Here is a 26,431-nt window from a genome sequence, read left to right as displayed (position 1 = left end):
GCACCGCCTTTACTCCGCGCCATGCATTCCATCCTCATCATCGGCTGCGGCAGCATTGGCGAACGCCATCTGCGCTGTTTCCAGAAGACGGGCCGCTGCGAGGTCAGCGCCTGCGATGCGAATGCCACCCTGCTTCATGAAGTCGGTGCACGCTATTCCGTGCCGACGTTTCCAGATCTCAAAAGCGCCCTCGCAGCAAAGCACTGGGACGCGCTCGTCATTTGCACCCCCGCCCACACGCATCTCGCCATCGCCCGTGAAAGCGCGGCTCACGGTGCCGCTCTCTTCATAGAGAAGCCGCTCGCCGTCGCGTTCGACGAAGTGGAAGAGACCCGTGCTGCTCTGGCCGCCAGCGGTCGTTTCAACGCCGTCGCTTACGTTTACCACTGCTTCCCCTGGGTCGCTCAGGTGCGCACCTTCTTGCAGGAAGGCAGCCTGGGAAAACCTCTCCACGCAAGCGTCGTCGCCGGACAGCATTTCCCCACCTTCCGTCCCGCCTATCGCCAGATCTACTACACCCGTCACGAGACCGGCGGCGGAGCCATTCAGGACGCGCTGACCCACATTGTGAACGCCATGGAATGGCTCATCGGCCCGGTGACACGCGTGTTTTGCGATGCCTCCCATCAACAACTCGAAGGCGTCACCGTCGAGGACACGGTCAACGTCAGCGCCCGTCATGGCGACGTGCTTGTCAGCTATGCCATGACGCAGTTTCAGGCGCCCAACGAAAACACGCTCCAGATCCATTGCGAAAAAGGCAGCATCAAAATCGAATCCCATGCGCGTCGATGGGGAACGCTGCAACACGGCGAAGCCGACTGGACCTGGCACACCACGCCGCCATTGGAACGCGACGATCACTTCATCGCCCAGGCCAACGCCTTCATCGACGGCATGGAAGGCAAAGCGACGCCGCTGAGCACCTTTGACGAAGCCGTGCAGACGCTGCGTTTCAACATCGCCGCCCTGCGCTCCGTCTCGACCGGCCTGCCCATCTCTATCCCATGACCGCCGCAGGAAACGAACTCCGTCTCGCGATGCTCGGCATGATCGAGGGCAACGGTCATCCCTACTCGTGGTCCGCCATCGTCAACGGCTTCGATCCGGCAGCCATGGCGGCGTGTCCCTATCCGGCGATTCTGGATTACCTCGGCAAGCAACGCGTTGAAGACGTGCGCATCCCCGGCGCCCGCGTCACCCACATCTGGACCGACGATCCCGCCGACGCGCCAAAAGTTGCCGCCGCCAGCCTGATCGAGCACGTCGTGCCGCGGCCCGAAGACGTCATCGGCCACGTCGATGCCGTGATCGTCGCGACGGACGACGGCGATGATCACATCCGCCGCGTGCAGCCTTTCATCGATGCCGGCCTGCCCGTATTTGTGGACAAGCCCATGGCCACTAACATCGCGGATCTGCGCCAGTTTCTGCAATGGCACGAGGCCGGAGCCACCATTCTCTCCACCAGCGGCATGCGCTACGCACCTGCGATGCGTCTGAGCGACGAGCAACGCGCACTGCTTGGCGACCTGCGCTGGATCACCAGCTTCACCTGCAAAACGTGGGAACGCTACGGCATCCACGCCCTCGAAGCCGTCGAACCCCTGCTCGGCCCCGGCTTTCTCACCGTGCAGGCAATCAGCGACGATGGTGGCGACATCATGCATCTCACGCATCGCAGCGGCGTGCGTGTCACCATCGGCGCGCTTCACGATGCCTACGGCAGCTTCGGCGCTGTTCACCTCTACGGCACCAAAGGCCAGCTCCCGCTCCGCCTTGACGACACCTACTCAGCCTTCCGCGCCCAGCTTGTCGCCTTCATCGACATGCTCCGAACCGGCACTCGTCCCCTGCCCTTCGATGAAACCGTCGAACTCATGGCCGTCATCATCGCCGGTCGTCGCAGTCGTGAGCAAAACGGCGCCGCCATCTCCATCGCCGATATCCTTTCTGAACTTCACTCATGAAACTCCGCCCCTCCCGCATCCTCCGCGAACTTCGCGCCGGTCAAAACAGCACCGTCCTCAAGCTGAACATGAACGATCCGCGCATCATCGAGCTCGCCGGACTCTCAGGCGCCAGTGCGGTGTGGTTGTGCAACGAGCACGTGCCGAACGACTGGAGCAATCTCGAACACCAAGTCCGTGCCGCGAAGCTTTACGACATGGATGTCATCGTTCGCGTCAGCAAAGGCAGCTACAGCGAATACATCAAACCCTTCGAATGTGACGCCACTGGCATCATGGTTCCGCACGTCACCAGCGCCGATGAAGCGCGCAACGTCGTGGACATGGTCCGCACCCGCCCGCTCGGCAGCAAGGCGCTCGATGCCGGCAACATGGACGGCCTCTTCTGCCAGGTGCCGCTGGCCGACTACGCGCACCACTGCAACACCGAGAAGTTCATCATCCTCCAAATCGAAAGCCCAGAAGCACTCGAAGTCGTCGATGAAATCGCCGCCGTTCCCGGCTTCGACATGCTGCTCTTTGGCGCAGGCGATTTCAGTCATCGCATCGGCAAACTCGGTCAAGCTACGCATCCCGACGTCGTCGCCGCACGCAAGAAGGTCGCCGCCGCCGCCCTCAAACATGGCAAATATCCCGCCGTCGCCTCGCTCTACGGCCAAAAGGACGAAGTGATCGCCGAAGGCACGCGCGTGTTCACGCTGGGCGCGGATGTGCTTGAACTCGGCGGTGCGTTCAAGAAGCTCGTCGGCGACTTCGTCGGCACGTCGGCCGCGAGTTCCAGCGATTCGATCTACAAATCCAAGTAACCCGCCATGTCCGCCGATCTCTTCTCCCTCCAAGGCAAAACGATCCTCCTCACTGGCGGAGCCGGACTCTATGGTCGGGGACTCGCGGCCATGCTCGCACAAACCGGCGCGAACCTGATCCTCGCAGCCCGTGATGTGACCAAGCTGCGAGTCGTTGCCGATGAAGAGAACGCCAAAGGAAACCAGGTAACCGCGGAATCCCTCGACCAGGGCGATGAAGCTTCGGTCTTGGCGCTGGCAGAGCGAGTCCATGCGCGATTTGGTCCGCTGCATGGTCTCGTGAACAACGCCGTGCTGCGCCCGATGAAAGGCGCGAATGGTGCCGCGGAGCAGTTTGCCGAATCCATGCGCGTCAACGCCACGGGAGTCATGCTCATGCATCGCCACTTCGGCAAACCGATGGCCGAGGCCGGACGCGGCAGCATCGTGAACATTGGAAGCATTCAGGGCATGATCGGCCCGAGCTACGAACTCTACACCGGCACCAACATGGGCGACATGCCGCCCGATTACTTCTTCCACAAAGGTGGCATGGTGAATCTCACCCGTTTTTACGCCGCGCTTTACGGTCCTAAGAACGTCCGCGTGAACTGCCTCGCACCCGGCGGCTTCTTCAATCATCAGCCGGAACCGTTTTTGGAGCGCTACTGCGATCACACGATGCTCGGCCGCATGGCCGACGACACCGACCTCGGCGGCGCCGTCATTTTCCTCCTCAGCGACGCCTCACGCTACATCACCGGCGTGAACCTGCCCGTCGACGGCGGTTACACGGCGAAGTGATCACTTCAAAAGCTCCGCCACCGGAATGCGGAAGAACTTGTCCGTTCGCGACTTCATCTTGTCTTCGCCGCCAAGGCAATAGACAAATCCATCCAGCTTCACCAACGCCACCATGGCCGCATACGGCAGAGGCAGGGCCTTCCGATAGCTGTCTATCTTCACATCATAGATCACCGCGTCGGTGGTGAAATCGTCCGTATAGCCGCCCGCGATGTAAATTTGATGATCATCGAGCGTGACCGCCGTCACTCCACGCACCGGAGTCGTCAGGGACCGGATCGCTCTCCAGGTGTTCTTGGCCGGATCAAGGGCATACGCCGCCGTGGTATTCTCCACCGCTTGCGATGACTCATTCCAGTTCAGGCCGCCAAACACAAACAGTTCGCCTCCCACGACCGCCGAAGCTGCTGTCGCGAAGCCCTTGCCAGGATAATCTGCTAGATGCGCGACTGACCAATGGTCACCTTCGCGTTTGAGGCTGCATGTCATTCGCCGCACACCCGCCACATTCGCAGCATCGTCAGTTCCACCAGAGATAATCATCGTGTCGCCAACCATCCCTCCTGCCGCCAGCACCAGTGAAGCCGGCAGTACTGGCACAGCTTTGGCGTCCATCTTCTGCCCGTCGAACTCGTTCACGACTGCCAATGCTTGCTTGCCATCGCTGCCGCCTACAAATCCAAACACTCCACTGCGCTGCATGACCAATCCGTAACCGACTGATGTCGCCAGATCCGTTACTTTTACCCAGTTCTTCATCGTCGGATCGTAAGCGCGGACAGCTTTCAACCAGTTCTTGGTTCCATCGGTCCAGTTCGTCCCGCCCGCGATGATTAACTTGGAGCCTTGAGTGCCCCACAGAAAACCGCCGCTGGGCTCTGGCAACGATGGCAGCGCCTCCCACTCAGCGTGGGCCGTTGAAAGCAGCACGCAGTTAAGAAGCAGCCGTTTTGTCATCTGGATCAGTCGCTCGTTCATAGTGGTCGGTGTGAGGTGATTTCCAATCAGGTCGCAGGCGCACGTCATGCTTGCCGCTGAGTTGTCCGGCCTCGCTGGCTAGCGTGGCGTCGCTTTTACGGCGCATTTCCCACCAGCACTGACCACAATGGTTATGCTCGTGGTCGATGACAAAACCCGCGTCCTTCATCAGCGGCCCGATCCAGCCCATGCAGTGGTCGCAGTAATCGCTGTATTGCTCCAATCCATTGCGCAGCAGAAATCCCTTCGAAGGACACTCGTGCATGTCGATGCGAAAGACGTCGTCCGTCACCGTTCGCTCATAAACCGCCCCCTCGTCCGCCAGAGTCGGCCCCCAGTACTCTTTCATGCCCTCAAATCCCTTCTCGCGTATCAGCTTCGAAGCGTGGATCTGCGAATCGCGATGAATCGCCCCGTCCCAGTAAGCTTTGACCAGTTCATGGCCGCCGAGCCGTTCCAGCCACTCGAATGTCCACTCGTAATGCCCGCAGAAGTCGTAACAGCCGATCATGACGCGGTAGCAATGTCCTCCAGGTTTTGTGGCGGCACGCCCGCCGTTTTTTTCATGAAACGCTGCGTGCAAGTCCCGTTGCCGCCGCAAACCCGAACCATCATCCCGGCAGGTTCGGCAATGGCTTCGTTCACAAAATAGCACTGCTGACAAAAAACCGGCACGATCTCGCGTCCGTGCTCACGCAGATGCCGGATGGCTGGACAGGTCTTCACTTCGAGCCTCACTTCATCCTCTGAATCGACTACCCCTATATCCGCGCCCGGCTCCGCCGCAAAGAAAGCACGCCAATATTCCGCAACTCCAGTCAGCCCTCGCGAACGCCAGCGATCGCCCACCGGCTTGTAATAGCCACCGCCCAAGTCCCGCCAATAGTCCACCAGCTTCGCGTAACCAAAACGCTCTATGATGAAACGAAACGTCGCATTAACCGCGAAATAGAAGTCCGCATGCCCCACCCGCTTCGTGTCGGCATATGGCAGCGGTGACTCGGTATTGGCAGCGACTGGCATGATCTGATAGTCGCCACTGCTGACAGCAAACTTTCCTTCATCCACCTCATTCCTCCTGGTTCGGCAAACAAACCAGGAAGCACCGCCCCCTCGCGACGTTTAACCTCAATTCATGACAGCGACGTTCTCCTGGCTCGACTACACCATCTTCGGCGTTTACCTCGCCGCTTCGGTCAGTGTGGGCCTTCTCTCCGCACGGGGGTCGAAGTCCTTGGGCGACTATTTCCTCGCAGGGCGTGGCATGAACAGCATCCTCGTCGCCGTGTCGATCCTGGCAGCCCTGTTCTCCGGCATCAGCTACCTCGCCGGACCCGCAGACGTGTACAAAAACGGATTCGGTTTTGCCTACGTCGTGCTGGCATTCTTCATCGCCACGCCGTTCACCGCGATCTGGATGCTGCCAAAGTTTTATCAGTCGCGCTTCTACACCGCTTATCAGTTTCTCGAAGAGCGATTCGCGCTGCCCGTCCGTCTGCTTGCCTCCGGGCTCTTCATTTTTCGCGTAGCCCTCTGGCTGGCGGCTGCGACTTACGCGCCTGCACTCGCGCTCGAAAAAGTCACCGGCATTCCTCTGTGGATCACCATTATTGCCTCGGGCACGCTCACCACGCTCTACACCGCCCTTGGCGGCATGCGGGCGGTGATCTGGACGGACGTGATGCAGTTCATGGTCCTCTTCGGAGGCCAGCTCCTGATCGTCATGGTGGCGCTGGGGAAGATTCCCGGAGGCCTCGGGGGCGTCTGGGACACGGCGGTGACGGACGGCCGCATGGACCTCAGTTTTTCCTTCAGCATCGCCGAGCGCGTCAATATCTGGTCCCTGCTGCTTGCAGGTGCTTTCCTGCACCTCGTGCAAATGGCCACCGATCAGGTCTCCGTGCAGCGCTACCTCACCGCAGGCAGCCTGAAGGAGGCGCAGCGTTCCTTGTGGATCAAACTCTGGTTCGTCCTGCCTGTGCTCGTGCTGTTTTATGGCACAGGTCTCGTGCTCTACGCTTTCTACAAAACGCATGGCGACCCGCTCGCCGCTGGCTTGATCGCCAAAGAGGACCAGATTCTCCCCTACTTCGTCGTCACGCAACTTCCAGCCGGCCTGCCAGGCCTTCTGATCGCCGCCATCTACGCCGCCAGCATGTCCACCATCTCCGCCGGACTCAATTCACTCTGCTCGGCCACGGTCGTCGATTTCAAACAGCGCCTCTCCAAGGCCCCCGCGGGTGCCGATGCCCAGCAGGTTGCCAACGCACGTCTCATCACCGTCGGCTACGGCATTCTCGTCATGGCGCTGGCCTTTGCGGTTTCAGTGATGCCTGGAAATCTCGTCGAATCGGTGAACACAGTCATCGGTCTCATCGGCGGCCCGCTGCTTGGCCTGTTCTTCCTCGGCATGTTCACTGAACGCGCCACCACTCGCGGCGCATTGCTCGGCTGCCTCTCTGGATTCCTCTCACTGCTCGGCGTCTATCTCTATCAAAACGGCTTCTTCACCGCCGAAAAGCCTGCACAGATCGTCTCATTCATCTGGTTAAGCCTTTTCGGCACAATCATCACGATGGTGGTCGGCATTTTCACATCCGGCCGATCTGACCTGTCGTCAGGCCGCCATCAATGACGATGATCTCGCCGGTGATGTAACTTGCAGCCGTTGAACACAGAAACGTCACCGCGCCCGCGACATCCTCCGGCGCTCCGACACGACGCAGCAGGATCTTCTTTTCGTAATGATCCAGCACCGAGCGATCACGCGACTCCATCCACTGCGCCGTCAGTGGCGTCTTGATCAAACCGGGCGCCACGCCATTCACACGAATGCCGTGATCGGCGAGCGACACCGCGAGTGACTTCGTCAGCATCACAAGCGCTCCCTTGCTCGCGTCATAGGCACAGGAGTCCATCTCCCCCTGAAAGCCATTCGTCGAAGACGTGATCACGATGCTGCCACCGCGCTTTTCAGCCACGAGACACTTCGCAAAGGCCTGTGCGGTGAAAAAGGCCGAGGCCACATTGAGCTGCATGGTCTTGTCCCATCGCTCCCGCGTCATCTCCAGCGGATGCACATCAAAGAAACTGCCCGCGTTGCAAACCAGCGTGTCGATCCCGGGCTCAAGAGCAAAGGCCGAATCGACAAGCTTCTGCGGACCATCATCCTGCATCAAATCCGCCTTCACATACGAAGCCAGACCTTCCACAGCATCCTGGAGTCCGTGGAACACGACCCTGGATCCGGCCTCCTGCAGGCCACGTCCGATTGCCAGGCCGATGCCTTGCGAGGAGCCGGTCACGAGCGAAGCGTGGCCATCAAGAGAGAATGCTTTCATCGGCGAGTTTGAGGTATTTCAGGGTGTTCGTGCAGGTGATGCGCTGGACGGCTTCGTCTCCGGCGGCGCGGAGAGCTTTTATCTCCGCCTCGTAGGTGCTGATGAGCTTCACCACCTTGCCGCTGATTTCGGCGGCGTAGCTGTAGAAAGGTGAATCACTGCCCCAGATGAACTTGTCCGGATAGGCGGCGGCGAGATCGGCGGTCACGCGGCCGGGATCGGAATAGTCGCTGTCAAAGCGGCGGTCGCGCGGCGCGATGTAGGGCAGATTATCCACGGCGCCCACGCAGTGGATGCAGTGTGCCGAGTTGTCGAACCACGCATTTGGCAGCGCCTGGATGCGGTCGAGGCATTCCTTGTCGTAGCGGCAAGAATGCGCGGCGCAGAAGCGGATGTCCGGATTTGCCTCGGCGATGTCGATGATGTCGTGTGCCTGGGCCCAGAGATCGTCTTTGGCGACGCTGCTGTGGATGATGAAAGGCACGTCCCACTCGCGGGCGAGGTCGAGGAAGACTTTGCCCTCATGCGCGAGCCGTTTGATGTCTGACTGAATGATGGTGCTCTGAATCTTGATGCCGTGGAAGCGGTATTCGCCGCGCAGCTTCACCAGTTCCTTCGCCTGCTCGTCCGTGTTTCGCATCGGATCGACCATGACGAAGGGCAGGATGCGTTTCCCCTCCTCCGGAAAGAGCTTCTGGCACTCGTCGAGCAGGCGTTTGTTTTCAAAAGCATACGGCACCGTCTCGAGGCCGCCCTGACCGAAGCCGATCCCGCCGCTGCGGAACTTTGTCACGTCCATCGCCGCATAGCTGACGAAGGGAAACGCAATCCAGTGTGTGATGCCGAGCGCTCCACCCTCATGCTGCATCTGCACAAGCTGCTGCGAATAGGGGAAATCGCCGTGCAGGTAAAACAGCAGGTCGGCGCCGAGGTGATTGTGGCAGTCAATGAGCATGATGAGAATCAAACGAGTCGTGCAAAGCCTTGTTGCGGTCCTTGAGCCGCTTCGAGCGGTGTCTGGGCGACGATGGTGAGCGATTCATCCATTGCCGAAAGCATGCCTGCGACTTTTTCATCATCGTGGCACCATGTCACATAGAGCTGGCTCGACATCAAATAGCCGCGCTGGAGCATGTGTCGGATCATGAGCGGTTTCGCCGCCGGATTGGCAAACACCAGCGAAGGCGCGCAGGGCATACCGCCGACCTTCAAACCGAGCGAAGGATGCCGCGCCGCTACTTCACGCAAACTAGCCTGCAATCGCTCGCCAAGGCTCCACACGTGCTTTTGCACGCCTTCACGTCTCATTTTGCCGATGCAAGCCAACGAGGCCGCGGTGCCGACGCCATCGGTCCAGTAGCTGCTGGAGATGAAGCTGTTGTTGGAGGCATCCATGACCTCGTTTTTGCCCACGATGGCTCCGGCGGGATAGCCGTTGCTCATCGCCTTCGCATACACGGCGATGTCTGGCTCGATGCCGAGCACTGGTGCGGCGCCGGGAAAGCCGAAACGCCATCCGCTGGTGACTTCATCGAGCACAAACACGGCTCCGGAGGCATGGCAGGCATTGATCACATTTTGCAGGAATCCATCACGCGGGAACTCGCTGCGCATCGGCTCCATCACCACGGCCGCCAGCTTGCCTTCGAGCTTCTCCAACGCGGCCTGGAAGGACGCGGGATCGTTGTAGCGGAACGGCATCGCCGTGCCCGCCAGCTCACGTGGCACGCCGAGCGGTTGCAGGCCTGGCAGCAAGTGACCGTCGAGCGCGGCATCATCGCCGAGGTTCGCGGCCAGATACCAATCGCTCCATCCATGATAACCGCAGAAGGCGATACCGCTTTTTCCGGTGGCTGCACGAGCGATGCGCACCGCGAGGCCGAGTGCTTCACCACCGCCGCGGGCGTAGCGCACTTTCCCAGCCCAAGGATGCAGATCGAGTAGCTCATCGGCGAGCTTCACCTCATCCGGCAAGGCGAGCGTGGCATAGCTGCCGAGATTCACGCGACGCTTCACGGCCGCGTTCACCTCGTCATCGGCATGACCGAGCAAAATGGCTCCGACGCCGCCGGTGAAGTCTGTGTAGCTTTTACCATCGAGGTCCCAGATGCTGGAGCCTTTGGCGCGACTGAAGTAGGACGGCCAGTTTTGCGGATCGAAGAGATGCGCTCGTTTTGAAAGCAACCCAGTGCCGCAGGAAATCTTCGTTTTGGCTTCTTCCCATAACTTGGGTCCTGAAAGCTCGGTTTTTGGCTTCAACAGCCGCAGCGCGTTCTCGCGGAAGATATCCTCGAGGTCACCCTGCGTCATGCCAGTGTCTTCGCAGGCTTCGCGGAGGCAGAGGAGCGATTCGATGCCGACGGTCGTGTATTGGCCGAAGATGGTCAGTTTGTCGGTGCCGAGGTCAGGATGAATCCAGGTGAAGCCATCTCCTTGCGTGATGCAGGAGCCGCGAAGCTCGCTGACCATGTAATCGCTGCCCCAAAGCACGCGTTTCGGCCCGAGAATCTCGATTGCGGCTCGAAACGCCCCAGCCTGCGTCACGGCGGAAGTGTCCACGACGACGTTGTCGAGGTCGATGAGGTGATGCAGGCCTTCGCGGGCGTGGCGGTAGTTAAAGCTGCGGGCAATGTGCGCGAGGATGAGCTGGCAGCGCGGGTATTTGCGGCAGAGACGGTTGATGGCCTCGATGTTCCGCGGGTCGGTGATGCCATCGGCGAGCATGATGTGCAGCACCATGATGCCATCGTGATCGTGGCAGATCTCCCACATCCATTCAGGCGCGAAGGACTCGATTTCCGCCTCCTTCGTGTCCGGCACATCGGCATACAGGCGATACGGCTTGATGCCCACGAACACACCCGTGCTCATCAGTCGACGCACCTCATCCTGATCATCCGTCGGAGCCGCGAGCACCAGCGCCCGCGAGTTTGTCCTCGTATTGATCTGCGACTTCACCCACGCGTTTTCACCAACTCGATCATTGCCCGCACTCGGATAGCCAAAGAACAATCCTTCCACCTTGCGACCTGGCATCCACAGCTTCATCGCCGCCTGAAAGTCCGCCATGCCGTAGCCGCGATCCTCATCGAGAAACACCGGGCGCTTGCCTTCCGCAAAATGGCGGCTGTGAAACAGGTGTGTGTGCGCATCGAAGACCTTCTGCGGCACAAAACCGTCCAATGCGCGATGCAGCAGCTTCCGGTCGGTGTCGTTGAGTTCGGTGACAAGCTTCAGAGACATGGTTTCAGTCGTTGAAATACACGGCGTAGATCTTGGCGGCGCTGTTGGCGGGATAGTTCACACGCAACGCGATCTTTTGGCCTGAAGGCAGCGGCTTTGACCATTTCAACGGGACCTTGAGGCCATTGGTGGTCAGATCGATCTCAAAGCCTTCAAGGGGGTGGTCCAGATGGTCGAGAAGCTGCACATGGATTGGCGATTCGGCGGTGAGGCCGTCCACATTGAGCGCAATCTCCTTTGCGGTGAAGGCGCTGGTGATGAAGTGACCTTCCTCCTCCGACACCTTGCGCGACAGCGCTCCAAACCCATCGCGTCGCAGCGTCGCCAGGCCAATGTTCATGTTCTTGAGCTTACCGCCCGTGTCCCAGTGCGAATACCAAATCATCGTTTTGTCACCCTCGTTCACAAAGGCATGACCTTGCAGCAGCGCGATGCCGTCCCACTCGCCTTCCTTGCCTCGCGGGATGATTTGGTGACCGGACACTGGCTCGCGGAAATGCACGCCGTCGTTGCTGATGACGAGCCCGAGGTCGATGCGCACACCGTAGTTCCAGTTCTCACCCTTCGGCGGCGGCTGTTCGGCGTCCTGCCACATGCCATGCAGGCCGATCATCACATTGCCGCGATTCCACAATCCTGCTCCCATGTGGCACTGGCGGCCTTTGATCGGCGGCGTGGTGAGCTGGTCGATTCGTGCAAAGGCCAGCGCCTTGGCCTTCGACCACGTCACGAAGTCCGGTGAGCGATACGCCAGCACATCGCGTCCGATATCACTGCCATCTGCACGCCATGACCACGGGCTGATCAACTGCCCCGTGCTGCAGTAGAAATCGCCGAAGCGATACAAGCTGCTCACTTCAAAGCGCTCGCCACCCGCGTTCGCCGGACGATCACCCACGCACTTCCACTTCAGACCATCCGCGCTCGTTGCGGTAACAAATGCCGCCCAGCGACGCTCATTCGGACCGATCTTGCTGCGCCCGCCTTTCACCTCGTCGAACGGCATGTGAGCAATGTAGGCGCACTTGTAGCGCTTCGCCGGATCGGGATCTTCCGGCTCATAGAGCACCGACAGGAAGTCGTTCACCCGTGTCATCGAGTGTGGGTCGCCTTCGATCAGGCAGATGTTGTTCTTCCTGCTGCCATTGAACTCCACGAGCCCGAGTTCCGGCTTCGTCCATGTGATGCCGTCTTTGCTCTCCGCATAACACATTGGCCGCCACCAACCAGGAGCCTGTCCCGACTTGTTCTCCGTTTCGTGCATGCCGAGATACCACATGCGGAAGGTGTCGCCCTGCTTCATCACGGTCCCGTAGAGAATCGCGTGGCCATGATCCGGTGAGCCCGGCGGCCCGCTGCGCAGCACAGGATTCGCTGGATGCTTCTGCACCGTCTCCAACGTGAGCTTCAAATTGTGCTGCCAGGCGATGTTCTGGTCATCAAAGGCAAAGAACACCTGCTCGGCGGCATGCAGAGGCAAGACGATGGCAAAAAGTGCGGTGATCAGTTTCATGGCTGGATGTAAATGGCGTTGAGGCGGATTTCGGTGCGTTTGGCTCCCTCAAAGATGATGTGCAGACGGACTCGATCAGGCAGCTTGGATTCCTCGTTCCAAACAACCGGCGTGTGAAACCCACTCTCGCTCACCACAGCCTTGCGACCCGCGATCGGATGCTCGAGATGATCGAGCAACTCAATGCGCAACACCGCATCCGCACCCAAGCCGTCCGCATTGATGAAGAATCGCGGATTCGTGACTGGAATGGAAGTCGTGACCAGTTCCGCCGTCACCTGGGGCAACTGATAGTCGCCCAGCCCCTCGCCGCTCGTGTCCACAACGAGATCGGCAAAACGATCGCGCGGTAGTTTGGCGATGCCTATTCCACCACGCGGCACTTCCTTGCCACCCGTGGGACGAGGATCCCACGCGCCGTAGTAGATGAACGTCTCGTCGGCGATGTTCTCAAATCCCTGACCTTGTAGCAGGCCGCCTTGATCCCACTCGCCGTCCTTGCCTCGTTCGAGGAAGGTCCATTCGTGTTTGGGTTCGCGGAAGTTCAGGCCGTCGTTGCTAATCACGAATCCCAGATCGACGCGCACATCTTTCCACTCCGCCGCGCCGTGCCAGCGTCCGGCAATGCCGAGCAACACGTTACCGCGATTCCACACGCTGATGCCCTCGTGGTTCTGCTCGCCTTCGCGGCTGCGTCCTGCGCCGAGATATTCATGCTGCGGCGTGCGCAGAAAAACAATGCTGTTCGTGGCCGACCAGTTCACAAAGTCTGCGCTGCGATACAGACGCACGACACGCCCCTGATAATGATGCGTTCCCGGCAAGGCGTTCTGCCCGGTGATGAAATACTGATCGTCCCATTGGTAAAGCCCTCCGCAGGGTTCAAAGTGCACACCGGGAATGAGCAGGTCTTCCTTCTTCAGCTCTCCCTTGACCGGTTTCACGTCTTTGACCGGCTTCCACGTGAGTCCATCCGCGCTGACAAACGGCAGCAGCGTTCCAAGCCGCGTGTTGTGTCGAAAATAGACGTGCGTGGTCATTTTGTAGCGGCGTGACGGATCAGGATCGGCTTCGTCCTTGATGACCTTCAAGTTTACGATTCCCCATGCGCCGCCGACATCGACCAGGTTGTTGTTCTTGTTCCCGCGAAACTCCACCAGGCCCAGGTTGGGTTTCGTCCATGTCATACCGTCCGTGCTCTCCGCATACGCCGCACGCCAGCGGGCTGAGGGCGCCTTGCTCCTCACGTCGTCATCAAACGCGACATACCACAGGCGATACTTGCCACCTTCCTCGATGATCGAGCCGTAAAACTGCACGCCATGGGCGTCCGGCGTGCCCGGTGCACCGCGCTGCAGGACCGGATTGGCCGCGTGCCGTGTGGGTTGCCGCATTTCGAGGCGAAGGTTTTGCGTGTAGGGGATGGCGACGTTGTCGAAAGAAAAGAGCGTCGCGCCTTTCGTCTCATCAAAGGCATCCGCGGCCATCGATGTGATGGCCAAGCCTGAAAACACGAATGGCAGGAGCCATCTCATGGTTGCGGAGCCTCCCAGATGGCGACGCCCATGTGGTAGCGCTGATGGTTCTCGGAAGTCTTGGAATACCAGGCGGTGACCAGTTTGCCATCGGCCCGCTGCACCGTGCTGGGATAACCGCAGTCAGACTCCAGCGTTTTCGCGATGCGAACAGGGGCGCTCCATGTCTCGCCCTCATCGCTCGTGAACTTCGCCAGTACACCGAATTGTTCCTTCACCCGGCTCCCATGGCTGAGCAGAATGCGACCGTCCTTGAGGCGCAGCAGGTGTCCGTTGATCTCGTTCTTGTGCGTCACCCGATTGGGCTCGCCCCACGAAACGCCGTCATCCTCCGAGATAAAAATGTCCATCCCTGTTTCACGGGCGGCCGCCATCCAGCGCTTGCCACCGAGATGCAGGATCGTCGTTTCGTTGCCGGTCGGATGAATGGTCCCCGTGCGTTGCCACGTCTTGCCATCGTCGTCACTGCGGAAATGCCAGGAGCGGTAGCCCTTGGTCTTCGTGCTCTTTGTAGGATCGGTGAATTCGCCGCCATAGCAGGAGACGTGCAGTGCACCGTCGTCGCCCTGTTTGATGTCGCCAAAGGGAATGTAATTCGTCCATCCTTCGTCAGGCGCGGGAAACGCTTTGATCTGCGACCATGTTTTGCCGCCATCGCTGCTGCGGCAGACCCACAACGGCAGAATGTCATCGCGGAACGCAGCCTGCTTCGGCCGCTGGGGCTGCTTCACATCTGTCCAGCCCGAGCAAAGCACGATGAGATCGCCATTCTTCGCGATTCCAGCAGCGTGATTCATGCGATTCGTGTGCGCTTCGTTCGGCGCGGGAATGCCGCGCTTCTCCCAGAATTGTCCATCAGCACTGTTCCAACATTCGACCGCTCCTTCCATCTGCCCGTGACTCGGTTTGCCGAAAAGGGTGGCATTGATGCTTCCGTCGGGAAGAACAGTCAGCGAGGGCCACGCACAGACGTTATCGACGGCAATGAAGCGCTGGATCGACGACGGCGTAGGTTCCTCAGCGGCGGCAAGTGATGCGGACAGTGCACCGACAAGGAGGCAGTGGATGAGTTTCATGATCGTTCGTTGGGGTTACTCGGTGAATTGAAAAGAGTAGATGTCCGCGTCCTTCATGGAGAAGCGCAGGCGCACCGGCTTGCCGGAAACAGCGCTGACATCGGTGCCGGATTTCCAGGTGACCTTGCGGTCGAGTTCGTTGCCGATCTGCATCTGACAGTCTTCGAGCGAGAATCCTGGCAGCGACTTTCCATCGACATCTTCGACTCCGACCTTCACCCCGCCAGCAGCCGAGGTGGAAAAATTCAGCGACAGTTCGCGGCCGGTGAACACGAGCGGCTTCGTGATCATGTGCCCGCCCGCGTAGCCACTATGCAGCGAGGCAAATCCATCAAGACGCATCGAGTAGCGTCGCAGATGGGCAGTCGGCTGGGCGTAGTCCTGGTTCACATACACCGACATCTCGGCAGGCCCGGTCTGCACCACATTGAGTGCCGGGTAGTTCGTGCGCGAGACCCAGTTCTGTGCGCCAATGCCGCCGCGGATGAAGCCTTCGAGGAAGGTGCGGTCGTAGAATCCGGCATGCGTCACGCCTTCGACAGGACGTGTCGTCATGAAGATCGCGTCGGACGTGTCCTTGAAGTAGCCGGGGTTCACTTTGATCGCCGCAGCCTGTTCGTCGGTGAGGACGCGGCGTCCCGGCATGAACCGCGCGGCGATGGAGACATACAGATGCGGCGCGCGGAAGTAGGGGCTCGTCTGATTCGTGTAGAGATGCTCGATGGGCGCCTCCATGTCGGGATTCCGATACTTGAGCAGCACCGGCGCCGACCATTTGAGGAAATCGTCGCTCTCGCTGCGCACGATGCGGCGGATGCCATCTTCAAACACGCGGTAGTAGCAGAGGTATTTCTTCTCCGCTGCTGACCAGAACGGCACGTTCTGCGAGTCGAACATGTACTTATAGGGCACCATTTCCTTCGTGATCACCGGCGCCTCGGCCATCTTTTCCCAGTGAAGTCCATCCGCCGACTTGTAAGCCATCAATCCGCCTCCCTGCATCGTGCCACCGAAGGCCTTGAATCGCTCGTCAGAGGCCACGCCCGGCTTCGAATCCAGAAAGGGGCTGAAGTTGTGCGTGACCTGCTGCGCCTTCATCAGCACGACATTATTCTTGCTCGTGCCTTGCACTTCGTAAGCACCCACGTCCGGTCGCGTCCAATGAATGCCGTCTTCAGACTCGGCGCAGCAGGTCACCTCGTCATCGCTGCCATCCTTGTTCGCCACCGGCTTGCCTCGGTAGTAGGCGCGGAGCTTGTCGCCAATGCGAACGATGCTGGCGTAGCCGCTGAATCCGCCCTCCCATGGCGCATCAAACTTGAAAGCGATGCCTTCATCTCGCGGAGCATGCAGTTGCAACTGCGTGCCGCTGAGCTTCTCGATCAAAAAGTGATCCACGAAGAGTTCACGACGGCCGCCGATGTGGATGGGATCGGCCGCGCTGACCAAGGAACAGGAAAGAAGTGATGCAGTGAGAAGGAAGCGTCGTTTCATGGTTGGGAAGGTTGGAGATGTTTCATGAGCAGTTCTTGAAGGCTTGTCTGTGGCTGGCCATCCAGCAGATGATGCACCTCGCACCTCACGCCCAGCGGCCTCAGCGTGTCTTGCAGCATGAGTCCGAGAACAGCGCTGTGCGTCGGGTCGGTCTGTGCCTCACCTTTGATAGGCGGTTTGTCTTCCTTGATGCAGAGTATGAATGCAGGAGGATCATCAGCGCTGGCGTGAGACATCGGTGAGTAGCGTTCCAGATCTTCGAGATGCTTGTCTCGGTTTGCGAAAAAGGGCGCAAAGGTCTCTTTTCGCGTTTTGCCCACGTAGCCAAAGGCGTGGCCGCCGTATTCGCTGTTCGGGATCCATTCAACGAGCTGTTTCGGATCGAGCGAGGGCTGCGGAGCCTTCGTAACCGTGAAAAGCAGGCGCGTTGACTCGCGGGCAACCGGATCAGCCGCCTTCGGATCGGCCATGTCATTGTGCATGGCGAGCCAGAGACTGGAACAACCGCCAGCGCTCACACCGCTGGCTGCGATGCGCGTTTTGTCGAGGTGCCACTCGTCCGCTTTCGAGCGCAGGAACTGCAATGCCCTCGCCGCATCCTGCAGCGGCCATTGCAGCGGTGGCGAGACCTTCGCGGCATTCGCGTCGGCGAGGAAACGGTAGTTGATCGACGCCACGGAGATGCCGGCATCGAGAAACGCGCGCACGTCCAGATGCTGATGAATGTCCGTCTTGTCCTGTGCACCCCAGCCGCCACCGTGGATGTAGAAGACGACCGGCGTCGGCTTCTTCGACTTCGCCAGCCACACGTCCATCGTCTGGCGGAAGTGCGGGCCATAGGCTAAATCGACGAAAGTCGCGGGTGTGGCGTCGGCCTTGGCTGTCGCATACAACTTCTGCACCTCAGCGGGCGGCATCCAGCCATTGGGGCGTTGCTCATCGGGTTCGTAGGCGCAGGTGATGAAATAGAGCCCATCGACTGCGAGCTTCTGCGGCGGCACATTCACTTGCACCTGCGTGAAGCCGTCCGCGAACCAGCTGTCGTAGCCATCTGCCGCATTCGCTTTCAAAGCGCGCCCATTGAGCCGCACATCGAGCTTCGTCGGCGCTTGATAGGGCAATCGCACTCGAAATCCAATTCCGCGCGTAAGCTTGGCATCCGTCGTTGCAGCGAGGAGTTGTTCATTCGGCATTTCCATCGCCACTTTGAGTTCAGGACCGACTTCGATGAACTTTTTCACCGCTTCAGGAAACTCCTTCGAGACGATCTTTTTCTTCGCCCCGGCCGTTGTGGCCACCACGAGGCTCTCGCGTCCCACCGTTTGCGGATAGAGAAAACCGAGCGCGAACTCACTTTGCTGATTCCACAAGTCCACACGACTCGCTCGACGCTCCGTCGCATTCCGACCATACGCGGTGACAAAATGCCCGACGAAGTGCCGCATGCGATTCACGGGATAACCAGGCACTTTTTCATCCAACCAAGCCTCGTTCCCAATCTTCATGAGGCCTTTCATCCGCGCCACGAGACTCTGTTCCCACGCCACCTCCTGCGTGATGACCATCGTGTGATACTTCGCGTAGCCGTAGTGAGCCGAATAGAAGAGCGGCATACCGTGCCAGAGCTTTCTGCCCAGCGGCGCCAGTTCCGGTCCCCAAAACGTTCGCTGTGCATCTGCCTCGAAACGATCCGATGGAAAGCCCGCCTCCTTGCCTGCGGCGATCATGGCCTCGGTCACCCGCCAGTCCCACGGACGCAGCGCATAGTTCGAATAAGCTCCACCTGTCACCTCAGTCATGATTTGGCCGTGATACATGCGGCGCGAGCCGAGCTGATCCGGCGCGTACTCCTGCAAACCCGTGCCATGCAGGTCCGCGTGGACTTCCGGTTGGTATTCGTCGATCACCGACAGCACTGCGGACAGTTCCGGTGCGTCCTCCGGCTTCGTCAACGTGAGCGACTTCACATCCCACAGCTTCCCCACGCGTCCCGTGCCCGTGTAAGGGTCCACGCCGTGCTCATTGCGAAAGCGATCCGTATAAAACATCGCCAGCGGATTCACGCACGGCATGATGAGCACGATCTGCCTTTTCCGTGTCTCCACCGCCAGCGGATCATCGCTCAGGCACCACTCCGCAAAAGCCATCGCGCCTGTCGTTCCGGTGCGCTCTGGGCCGCTGTGCAGCGTGGTGACGAGGCACACCTGCTTGTCCGTGCTCTTAACCGTCGGATCGGTGATCTTCAGCAAATACACCGGCATGTTCTGCCCGCTCATCCCTCGCGATTCGAGCACCGCCACCTTCGGAAATGCCTTCCGCCAATGCGCCAGCGTGCCCGCATACTCCTCCCAGGTCAGGCGATGCATCGGCGCATACTTCTCCTGCGCCAGCAGCGGCGTGATCAGAGCGAAGAGAATGACAGCAACTCGTTTCATGACTCAGCGCAGCGTGATGGCATAGACCGTGGACGATTGCAGATGCAGGCGAATGTGGTGTGGTCCCGGCGGGAGTTCGGCGAGTTTCTTCTCCTTCCAGGAAAACCGATAACGCGTGGCGTCCTTCTTGTTCAAAGGCACGCAACTCACCTTGTCGAAACCGGGCACTCGATAACCATCCTCGTCGAGAATCTCGGCACACACCGCACCGCCAGACGCATTGGCATTCACGTAGAGTTCCGTGCGCCCTTGGAGGTCCAGCGCCTTGAAGGTGATCTGCCCGATGTCCGGCGGATTTTTGATCTTCGCCGTAGGCGCTTCAGGCTCGGTTCGGATGCCTGCGAAGCGATTCAGCGGCAGCGTCACCAGACCCACGCCGCTCTTCTGGGTGTCGCTGGTGATGTTCGATCCGCCGCCAATGGCCCCGCTGCCGTAGGCGCCGTAGTAGAAACGCATCTCGCCGCCTTCGATGATGAAATTCGAGTTCGTCAGGATCGTGCCGCTGTCGAAGGTGTCCCCCTCGCTGCGCGCGATGAAGTAGTGGTCACGGAAGGGGCGCTCCCATTCGAATCCGTCGCGACTGAGCATGAGTTCGATGTCCATCGTACCTCCGCCCGCTCGATTGAGAATCTGGCTCAGGCTGAAGAAGCGCTCACCGTGATAAAACACCGGCGAGGTGTGAAACTCGAGCGCGCCATCGCGATCATCCGGTGCACAGACGAGCTGCGGCTTGCTCCAGTGCAGCAGGTCCCTGCTCTCCACGCGGCCCATGCCGTGTTTCCAGGCGAGACCGCCCTCGGGACCCTGAATCCACATCTTGCCATAGACTGCCCAGATTTTTCGCTTCGGATCATAAACCGGATCAGCCGCATCGGACATGCTCATGGGCACGATCATCTGCCGTTTCACCCGACCATCCGCGAGCTTCGTTTCCTGATATGGATTCTCACCCGCAAACGGCGGCTGAACCTTCTTCCCGCCAAACGAGGTGCGGTAGAGCGGTGCCTCGGGGTGCTTCGTCCAATGAACACCATCCGGCGAAAACGCGATGTGCAGCCCCGCCCACACCTCACCATCCGGTTGCGTGGCCCAGTCATAATAGAGCATCTTGTATCGCCTGGAAGCATCCTTTTCCTGAGCATCGACAATCACGCTGTTGCAGTAGCGATGTCCATACGCACCGCTGCCGATCAGCACGATGTTCGTCTGCTTCTCCCCGTTGAACTCAAACAACCCGAGATCCGGCTTGGTAAAGGCGATGCCGTCAGCCGACTCCGCGTAGCAGACCACGCATTCGTGCGTTTTCAGTTCTGCACGCGGTCCGGCATATGCCTGATACCAAAGTTGATAGCGTCCCGTCGCCTTGTCGCGGTGCACACTCGTCCAACCGATGGCAAGCTCCCACGGCTTGTCCTCGGTGATCAGCGGATTCTTCGCATGGCGAACCGGAATCTCCAGCACACGCCGCGTCCCGGCGCGATACAGAATCTCGTGATCATCCACCATGAGAATCGTCCGCTCGGCGGCCTGACCGGACACGCCCGCGAACAGAATCAGAGCTGCAAAAAACGTTTTCATGCGGGTGGCGTGGCAGAGACGGCGGCCGTGTAGGCGGCTCTGAGTGCCGGATCGGTCTGAGTGTGGCTGCCACGATAAACGAGCAGCAGCCCGAGCCGCGAGTGATCCGTTGTATTCGGTGCCGAGTGATGAACGGTCTCGCACTGATGGATGGTGGCATCCCCCGGCTCCAGCAGCCCGCAGAATTGATCGCTGAGCGGCACGTCAGGCGTCTCGGTCATGCCGATGCTGTTGCCGCGCACACCGCTGGGACGTGTCGGGAGCATTCCGCCTTTGTGTGAGCCTTTGACGAAGAAAACGGGGCCGTTCGCTTCGGTGACGGCGTCGATGGCGATCCAGACGGTGAGCATGTCCGGCGGCGTCTGGCAGAAGTAAGCGTTGTCTTGATGATACGGCACGCCGGAGCCGATGCGGGCGGGCTTGTTGAACGTCTCGACGCCGACCAAAACGGGCTCGCCGTGAACGAGCGGGGCGATGAGGGCCTTGATGTCCGCTCGTTCACCCAGAGCGCGGAAGAAGTCGTTATGCTCTTCCAAGCGCCAGAGATTGCGCACGGTCTTCTCATCCTTTTCGAGCGTGCGGGCGTTCAACGGCTTGCTGGCGAGATCGTCGTGGATGTAGCGATTCAGCTCGGCACGCACAGCGGCGACTTCCTCGGCGCTCAAGAATTGACGAAGGCGCACGACGCCATCGCGCTCATAGTCAGCGAGCAATTGTTCGGGCTGGATGTTCATGATTGCGTGAGTTCGGCGAAGAGGGCCGGATCATTGAAGGCAAGGGCGTCGAATGCTTGGTCGAGATGAGCTGGAGTCCTTCCGCCAACGAGCACGGTGGCAATGCCGGTCTGATGCAGCGCCCATGCGAGCGCGAGATGAGCCTGCGAGTGTCCGGTGCGCCCGGCGACAGCTTCCAGCTTCGCAAGTCGTCGATAAGCCGACTCGTGGAAATAGACATCCTGATGGCCGGGGACGAGATCGAAGCGGGAGCCCGCCTTCACGCCGTCTTGATGCTTGCTCGTGAGAAACCCAGCACCGAGCGGGCTGTAGGTGACGATGTCAATGTCATTGGCCGCACAGTAGTCACGCATCGCCTCACTCACGTCGCTCACGGCGAGGTTGTGATTGTTCTGCACAAAGCTGTAGCGCGGGCCGGCGGCTTTGAGTTGATCCAAGGTGACGTTGCAGACCCCGAGCGCCTTCACTTGGCCGGAGCGCACAAGTTCATCGAGTGCGGTGCCGGCTTGAAGCGCAGTTTCATGCCACTGATGCAGATAGAGCAGGTCGATTTGCTCCACACTGAGTCTTTGCAGGCTGCCACGGATGTCGATCCGGTCATACGGCGGCAAAACCTTCGTCGCGACGGTGACTCCTTCAGGTTTCCGCGAAGCGAGCCACCTGCCCACAATCGTCTCCGATGCCCCTTGTCCATAAGCCGCCGCCGTGTCGAAGTGCCGCACACCCTGCGCCAGCGCATGATCGAGCAGCGCAAAGGATGCCGACTCGCCGATCTCACGACCGAAGGTCACGCAGCCGAGGCCGATCTGGGAACGCCCTTTCATGAAAGCTGAATCCCTGAGTTGGAAAAAATGCCTGCGCCGATGAACCGCGCGCGGTTGCCGAGCTGGCGCTGGATGCGCAGCACCTCGTTCCACTTCGCCATGCGTTCGCTGCGGCTGAAGGAGCCCACTTTGAGCTGTCCGGCATTGGTGGCGACGGCGAGATGGGCGATGAAGGAGTCCTCCGTTTCGCCGGAGCGGGCGGAGACGACGGGCAGCCAGCCAGCCTTCTGCGTACGACGAATCGCGGCGATCGTTTCGGTGACCGTGCCAATCTGATTGAGCTTGATAAGGACAGCGTTCGCTGTGTTCGCGGCGATGCCGCGTTCGATGCGGGTGATGTTGGTGGTGAAATGATCGTCGCCGATGAGCTGGCAGCGATGACCAATGGCCTGCCGCACGCTCTTCCAGCCGTCCCAGTCGTCTTCGGCCATCGGATCCTCGATCGAGACGATGGGATACTTTTCCACCCAGCCGATCATGAGCGCCGCGAACTGCTCCGAATTGAACCGCCTCTTTTCCAAACCAAGGGTATAGTGGCCGTCGTGAAAAAGGTCCGTGGCGGCGATGTCGAGTGAGATGCCCACTTCACGTCCGGGCGTGTAGCCAGCGAGTTCGATGGAGGCGATCAAGGCGTCGAAGACATCCTCATTTCGATCAAACATGGGCCAGTAACCACCCTCATCGGCCACACCCGCGAGCAGGCCGCGCTTTCGCATGATCTCGGCGGCGGCGTGAAAGACGTTCGAGGTGACTTCGAGCGTTTCATCATACGACTTGGCCGTGAGGGCCATGATCATGAAATCCTGGATGTCGATGCGACCCTGCGCGTGTTTGCCGCCGCCAAAAATCTGAATCTCAGGCAACGGCAGTAAGGTCCCTTCGCCTTGGCCGAGCGATTCAAAGAGAGGCAGGCGCTTCGCGTTGGCCGCCGCCTGCGCAACGGCCATGCTGGTGCCGAGAATCGCATTGGCACCGAGCCGTGATTTGCCCGGTGTGCCATCGAGGGCGATCAAGGCAGCATCGAGACCGGTCTGATCGAACACATCGCGACCAATCACCTCGCTGGCGATTTCGCCTGTCACATGGGAGAGAGCTTTGAAGACGGATTTGCCGTTGAAGCGGCTCTTATCACCATCACGAAGTTCCAACGCCTCGTGATGCCCGGTGGAAGCGCCGGAAGGTACGAGACCGTGCCCCGTGGTGCCATCTTCAAGCGTCGCAATCACCTCCACGGTCGGATTGCCGCGACTGTCGAAGATTTGCAGGGCATCTAGTGAGGTGATTTTCATGCGTGAGTCCAGTCAGCGGCCAATGCGGCGAGAAAAGAAGGTGGATCGAGTAGGCGAGCGAGAACGAAGCGCGTGACGAACGCACGCTGTTCTTCAGAAAGATATTCGACGGGCGACTTGCCATGCACGCGGGCCAGCAGGAGACAGAGGAGAAGCTTCACGGTGCGCTGTTCGAGGTTTTGACCGCAGGCGGCGGCGTAAGCAGTCCAAAAAGCGGTAATGAGTTCTGCGACTCGGGCATGCAGCAGCGCCTTCAGATGCAAGTGGGTGAGCAGAAAGGCGGTGTCGAAAGCCGGATCGCCGAACCATCCGCATTCGGCATCGAGAACAACTAGCCGCTGCGGAGCGACGAGAAGGTTCTTCGGACTGTAATCACCATGCACGAGCGCAAGCTTCGTCTCTGCAAGCCGTGCGGCTTCGGTCTGCAGGATCTCACCAACCTCCGGAACCCGACTGGCGGTGGTGAGCAGGTAGGGCTCGATGCGCAGGGCGTGGAAATTGGGCAACGTGTCGAACTCGATCCTCGCCCGATCATCCAGCCACGACGCGGCGTGGAGTTTGCCCAGGACTTCGCCAGCGAGCCTCGCGGTCTCTTGATTGACCTCGCCGGAAAGCAGTGCCGTTTTCCAATTGGTCATCTCGCCGAGATGTTCCATGGCAAACCAACCGTCTCCACCGCCGAGGATGCGCGGCACCGAATGCGGGATGATGGGCGCGGCGTATTCGAAATACATCCGCTCGACGCGATTGCGTGACACGTCGGCGAACCAGTCGTCTTTGACACGAAGCTTCTCCAAGGCGGTTTTGACGACGATGGAACCCTTGGATGATTCGACGCACACGATGTCGCTCGACACTCCACCAGTAAGCGGCGTCACACGCACCTCGCCCGCCGTCAAACCGGCGGCCTGCAGATGCGGGAGGAGGTCGGTGGTGGTCATACGCAGGGTTATTTGGCCTGCTGTTTGGCCAGTTCGGCGAGGAAGGCTTGTTCGCGATTGGCGACGTAGCGAGCGTAGCCTTTGGGGTCGATGAATGGATTCTTGTCTGCGGTTCCCAGTCGCGCGTGCTTGGCATTCATGTCGTAATAGCCGCCGTGGGCACCGAGGAAGAGGTCCACGGGAAGCGACTTCAGGACGCGAAAGGTCTTCTCGTAGTCGGCGGCGATCGTCGGGCAATCCTTGTTGTTCACGAGGATGTAGCCGGGGTTCACATTCGGGCTGCCAATGATGACCGCGTTGAGGCCGTCCACTTTCATGGTCCATGTGGTGCATCCGGGCGTGTGGCCGGGCGTGAGATGCGCGACCACCGTGGAACCACCGAGTGTGACCCCCTCGCCGTCCTTGAGGCGGCGATCCACTTTTGCGGGCGGGAACTTGAGATAGCTGGCTTTCAGACGCGATTTGACTGCGCCACCGTTTTCCACGGCATCGGCATCCTCTGCCATGACGAAGTACTGCGCTTTGGTTTGTTTCATGATCTCCGCGCTGCCAGCACAGTGGTCCGAATGCGCGTGGCTGATGAGCAGGATCTTCACGTCGGAGAATTTGAACCCGAGCTTTTCAATGCTGGAACGAATCAGCAGAACGGATTCCTCGAGGCTGCTGTTGATGAGGATGTGTCCCTCGGGTGTGGTGATGAGATAAGAGGCGAGGTCTTTAGAGCCGACGTAGTAGAGATTGCCCGCGATCTTGTGCGGCGGAAAGGGTTCAAGCCAGTCCGGAGGCTGTTGCGCCTGCGTAACGTTGATGAAACTCAAGAGGAGGAGGCAAATGAAGAAGCGGTGATTCATGAGCGGATCAGTAAGTCTTGCCCTCAGGTATGGCAGGTGTCGAAGCGGTGTCACTCAAGATCGAATCGAAGTCGGCCGCACAGGCAGTGAAGTGGGCATGGACGGCTCCGAACTCGCTGCCGTGGACGACAAACTGCGCACCGAGATCAATGATGGTTTTGGCATCGGCTGCAGAACCAACAGGACGGCCCCATGCCTTGCCGTGCTTCCGACACGCGGCGGCGACTTGCTTCTGCAAATCGAGCATTACGGGATCATTGACCGCCGGGGTGCAGCCGAGCCGCAGGGACATATCTCCTGGGCCGATGAAGAGAACATCCACTCCCGGAACGGCGGCGATGGCTTCGGCATTGGCGAGCGCGGCAGGTGTCTCGATCTGCACGACGAGGCAGGTCTCGCGATTTGCAGCGTCGGTGTAATCGGCGGGCTTGCCGATCCAGTAGTCCGCATCGCGGCCGCCGCCGCAAAATCCGCGGTCACCGAGCGGCGGAAATTTGATCGCGTTGACGAGCGCACGCGCTTCATCGGCGGTTCCGACGTGAGGTATCATGAGACCGGCGGCGCCATCTTCAAGCAACCGGTAAAGCGAGTTCTTCTCTTTGGTCGGTGGACGCCAGATGCAGTCGATGTCAGCAGCATGATGACGGCCGAGCATCGTCTCCGCCTCACGCGGATCCCAAATACGGTGTTCGGCATCGAGCCAGATGCCGTCGTATTTGAAATGGGCGGCGATGGCCGGAAAAAAGGCGATCGGTGAACCACAGCAGCAAATGCGGGCGACCTGACCGGAGCGGAGTTTGGCGAGGACTTTGGACTTTCTCATGATGACTATTTCTGGCGAAGCCAGTCGAGGGTGATGCGGCGGATGCGCAGGCGGTTGAGAGCACCGACCTTGCTGTCACCAGCGCAGTAGCCGATGAGCATGGCATCGCCGACAAAATGAATGGCGGTGTAGTGGTAGAGGCCGTCGGGATCACTCTCGATCAGCTTGCGCTGCGGAAAGGTTTTGCCGCCGTCGGTGGAAATGGCGGCAACGAAGG

General features: G+C 59.8%; 23 protein-coding genes and 1 pseudogene. 5 read left to right on the top strand and 19 right to left on the bottom strand.

What is annotated here, in order from left to right:
- Positions 1 to 21 precede the first annotated feature (21 nt).
- From KDL09_RS08485 to KDL09_RS08470, 4 genes are read left to right on the top strand one after another with little or no spacing between them, the layout of a single operon-like run.
- Complete coding sequence (locus tag KDL09_RS08485; RefSeq protein ID WP_294383902.1) at positions 22 to 1,011, top strand: Gfo/Idh/MocA family oxidoreductase; 990 nt, start codon at positions 22 to 24, stop codon at positions 1,009 to 1,011.
- Positions 1,008 to 1,970: a Gfo/Idh/MocA family oxidoreductase gene (locus tag KDL09_RS08480; RefSeq protein WP_294383899.1), complete on the top strand. Its 963-nt coding sequence runs from the start codon at positions 1,008 to 1,010 to the stop codon at positions 1,968 to 1,970. Before KDL09_RS08485 ends, KDL09_RS08480 begins: the two co-directional genes overlap by 4 nt.
- Positions 1,967 to 2,776: an aldolase/citrate lyase family protein gene (locus KDL09_RS08475; RefSeq protein ID WP_294383896.1), complete on the top strand. Its 810-nt coding sequence runs from the start codon at positions 1,967 to 1,969 to the stop codon at positions 2,774 to 2,776. Before KDL09_RS08480 ends, KDL09_RS08475 begins: the two co-directional genes overlap by 4 nt.
- Positions 2,777 to 2,782: 6 nt before the next feature.
- Positions 2,783 to 3,559 (top strand): SDR family oxidoreductase, encoded by a 777-nt coding sequence (locus KDL09_RS08470; protein WP_294383893.1) that lies wholly within the window; start codon positions 2,783 to 2,785, stop codon positions 3,557 to 3,559.
- Here the strand turns inward: KDL09_RS08470 and KDL09_RS08465 are convergent, their stop codons facing one another.
- Genes KDL09_RS08465 through KDL09_RS08455 form a run of 3 tightly spaced genes read right to left on the bottom strand, consistent with a single transcriptional unit; the run spans position 3,560 to position 5,560 of the window.
- Complete coding sequence (locus KDL09_RS08465; protein ID WP_294383891.1) at positions 3,560 to 4,537, bottom strand: kelch repeat-containing protein; 978 nt, start codon at positions 4,535 to 4,537, stop codon at positions 3,560 to 3,562.
- A complete protein-coding gene (locus tag KDL09_RS08460) occupies positions 4,494 to 5,048 on the bottom strand; it encodes a hypothetical protein (RefSeq protein ID WP_294383889.1) in 555 nt (184 codons plus the stop codon). Before KDL09_RS08460 ends, KDL09_RS08465 begins: the two co-directional genes overlap by 44 nt.
- Positions 5,045 to 5,560, bottom strand: coding sequence for a hypothetical protein (locus tag KDL09_RS08455; RefSeq protein WP_294383888.1), 516 nt, complete (start codon positions 5,558 to 5,560; stop codon positions 5,045 to 5,047). Before KDL09_RS08455 ends, KDL09_RS08460 begins: the two co-directional genes overlap by 4 nt.
- 112 nt (positions 5,561 to 5,672) lie before the next feature.
- Here KDL09_RS08455 and KDL09_RS08450 point away from each other — a divergent pair, with 112 nt between their 5' ends.
- Positions 5,673 to 7,172, top strand: coding sequence for a sodium/solute symporter (locus tag KDL09_RS08450; protein WP_294383886.1), 1,500 nt, complete (start codon positions 5,673 to 5,675; stop codon positions 7,170 to 7,172).
- Here KDL09_RS08450 and KDL09_RS08445 read toward each other — a convergent pair.
- The 16 genes and pseudogenes from KDL09_RS08445 to KDL09_RS08370 all read right to left on the bottom strand — a co-directional run.
- Positions 7,129 to 7,878 (bottom strand): SDR family oxidoreductase, encoded by a 750-nt coding sequence (locus KDL09_RS08445; RefSeq protein WP_294383882.1) that lies wholly within the window; start codon positions 7,876 to 7,878, stop codon positions 7,129 to 7,131. The genes KDL09_RS08450 and KDL09_RS08445 overlap by 44 nt on opposite strands.
- Entirely contained in the window at positions 7,859 to 8,833 is a 975-nt protein-coding gene (locus tag KDL09_RS08440) for an amidohydrolase family protein (RefSeq protein WP_294383880.1), read from the bottom strand. The genes KDL09_RS08445 and KDL09_RS08440 overlap by 20 nt, the downstream gene beginning before the upstream one ends.
- A gap of 8 nt (positions 8,834 to 8,841) precedes the next feature.
- Complete coding sequence (locus KDL09_RS08435; RefSeq protein ID WP_294383878.1) at positions 8,842 to 11,121, bottom strand: aminotransferase class III-fold pyridoxal phosphate-dependent enzyme; 2,280 nt, start codon at positions 11,119 to 11,121, stop codon at positions 8,842 to 8,844.
- Between the two features lie 4 nt (positions 11,122 to 11,125).
- A complete protein-coding gene (locus tag KDL09_RS08430) occupies positions 11,126 to 12,634 on the bottom strand; it encodes a hypothetical protein (RefSeq protein WP_294383876.1) in 1,509 nt (502 codons plus the stop codon).
- On the bottom strand, positions 12,631 to 14,169 hold the full coding sequence (locus tag KDL09_RS08425) for a hypothetical protein (RefSeq protein WP_294383874.1): 1,539 nt from the start codon (positions 14,167 to 14,169) through the stop codon (positions 12,631 to 12,633). The genes KDL09_RS08430 and KDL09_RS08425 overlap by 4 nt, the downstream gene beginning before the upstream one ends.
- A complete protein-coding gene (locus tag KDL09_RS08420; RefSeq protein ID WP_294383872.1) occupies positions 14,166 to 15,245 on the bottom strand; it encodes a sialidase family protein in 1,080 nt (359 codons plus the stop codon). Before KDL09_RS08420 ends, KDL09_RS08425 begins: the two co-directional genes overlap by 4 nt.
- Before the next feature lie 15 nt (positions 15,246 to 15,260).
- A complete protein-coding gene (locus tag KDL09_RS08415) occupies positions 15,261 to 16,739 on the bottom strand; it encodes a hypothetical protein (RefSeq protein WP_294383866.1) in 1,479 nt (492 codons plus the stop codon).
- A complete protein-coding gene (locus KDL09_RS08410; RefSeq protein WP_294383857.1) occupies positions 16,736 to 19,174 on the bottom strand; it encodes an alpha/beta hydrolase fold domain-containing protein in 2,439 nt (812 codons plus the stop codon). Before KDL09_RS08410 ends, KDL09_RS08415 begins: the two co-directional genes overlap by 4 nt.
- Before the next feature lie 3 nt (positions 19,175 to 19,177).
- The gene (locus tag KDL09_RS08405; RefSeq protein ID WP_294383854.1) at positions 19,178 to 20,752 is read right to left on the bottom strand and encodes a hypothetical protein; all 1,575 of its coding nucleotides are present in this window, start codon (positions 20,750 to 20,752) and stop codon (positions 19,178 to 19,180) included.
- Positions 20,749 to 21,486, bottom strand: a complete 738-nt coding sequence (locus KDL09_RS08400; RefSeq protein ID WP_294383851.1) for a phytanoyl-CoA dioxygenase family protein — start codon at positions 21,484 to 21,486, stop codon at positions 20,749 to 20,751. Before KDL09_RS08400 ends, KDL09_RS08405 begins: the two co-directional genes overlap by 4 nt.
- Positions 21,483 to 22,310, bottom strand: a complete 828-nt coding sequence (locus tag KDL09_RS08395; protein ID WP_294383848.1) for an aldo/keto reductase — start codon at positions 22,308 to 22,310, stop codon at positions 21,483 to 21,485. The genes KDL09_RS08400 and KDL09_RS08395 overlap by 4 nt, the downstream gene beginning before the upstream one ends.
- Positions 22,307 to 23,599, bottom strand: coding sequence for a phosphopyruvate hydratase (eno, locus tag KDL09_RS08390; protein ID WP_294383845.1), 1,293 nt, complete (start codon positions 23,597 to 23,599; stop codon positions 22,307 to 22,309). The genes KDL09_RS08395 and eno overlap by 4 nt, the downstream gene beginning before the upstream one ends.
- The gene (locus tag KDL09_RS08385; RefSeq protein ID WP_294383844.1) at positions 23,596 to 24,540 is read right to left on the bottom strand and encodes an aminoglycoside phosphotransferase family protein; all 945 of its coding nucleotides are present in this window, start codon (positions 24,538 to 24,540) and stop codon (positions 23,596 to 23,598) included. Before KDL09_RS08385 ends, eno begins: the two co-directional genes overlap by 4 nt.
- A gap of 8 nt (positions 24,541 to 24,548) precedes the next feature.
- Positions 24,549 to 25,391 (bottom strand): subclass B3 metallo-beta-lactamase, encoded by an 843-nt coding sequence (gene bla, locus KDL09_RS08380; protein ID WP_294383842.1) that lies wholly within the window; start codon positions 25,389 to 25,391, stop codon positions 24,549 to 24,551.
- A gap of 7 nt (positions 25,392 to 25,398) precedes the next feature.
- Positions 25,399 to 26,214 (bottom strand): aldolase/citrate lyase family protein, encoded by an 816-nt coding sequence (locus KDL09_RS08375; protein WP_294383838.1) that lies wholly within the window; start codon positions 26,212 to 26,214, stop codon positions 25,399 to 25,401.
- Between the two features lie 5 nt (positions 26,215 to 26,219).
- A pseudogene (locus KDL09_RS08370) lies at positions 26,220 to 26,431 on the bottom strand (exo-alpha-sialidase); the annotation flags it as partial.

The organism is Prosthecobacter sp. (genome assembly GCF_020439865.1).
In the GTDB taxonomy this organism is placed as follows: Bacteria; Verrucomicrobiota; Verrucomicrobiia; order Verrucomicrobiales; family Verrucomicrobiaceae; genus Prosthecobacter.
The sequence above is the reverse complement of the archived record's forward strand: the minus strand, read 5'-3'. Positions and strand labels throughout refer to the sequence as shown.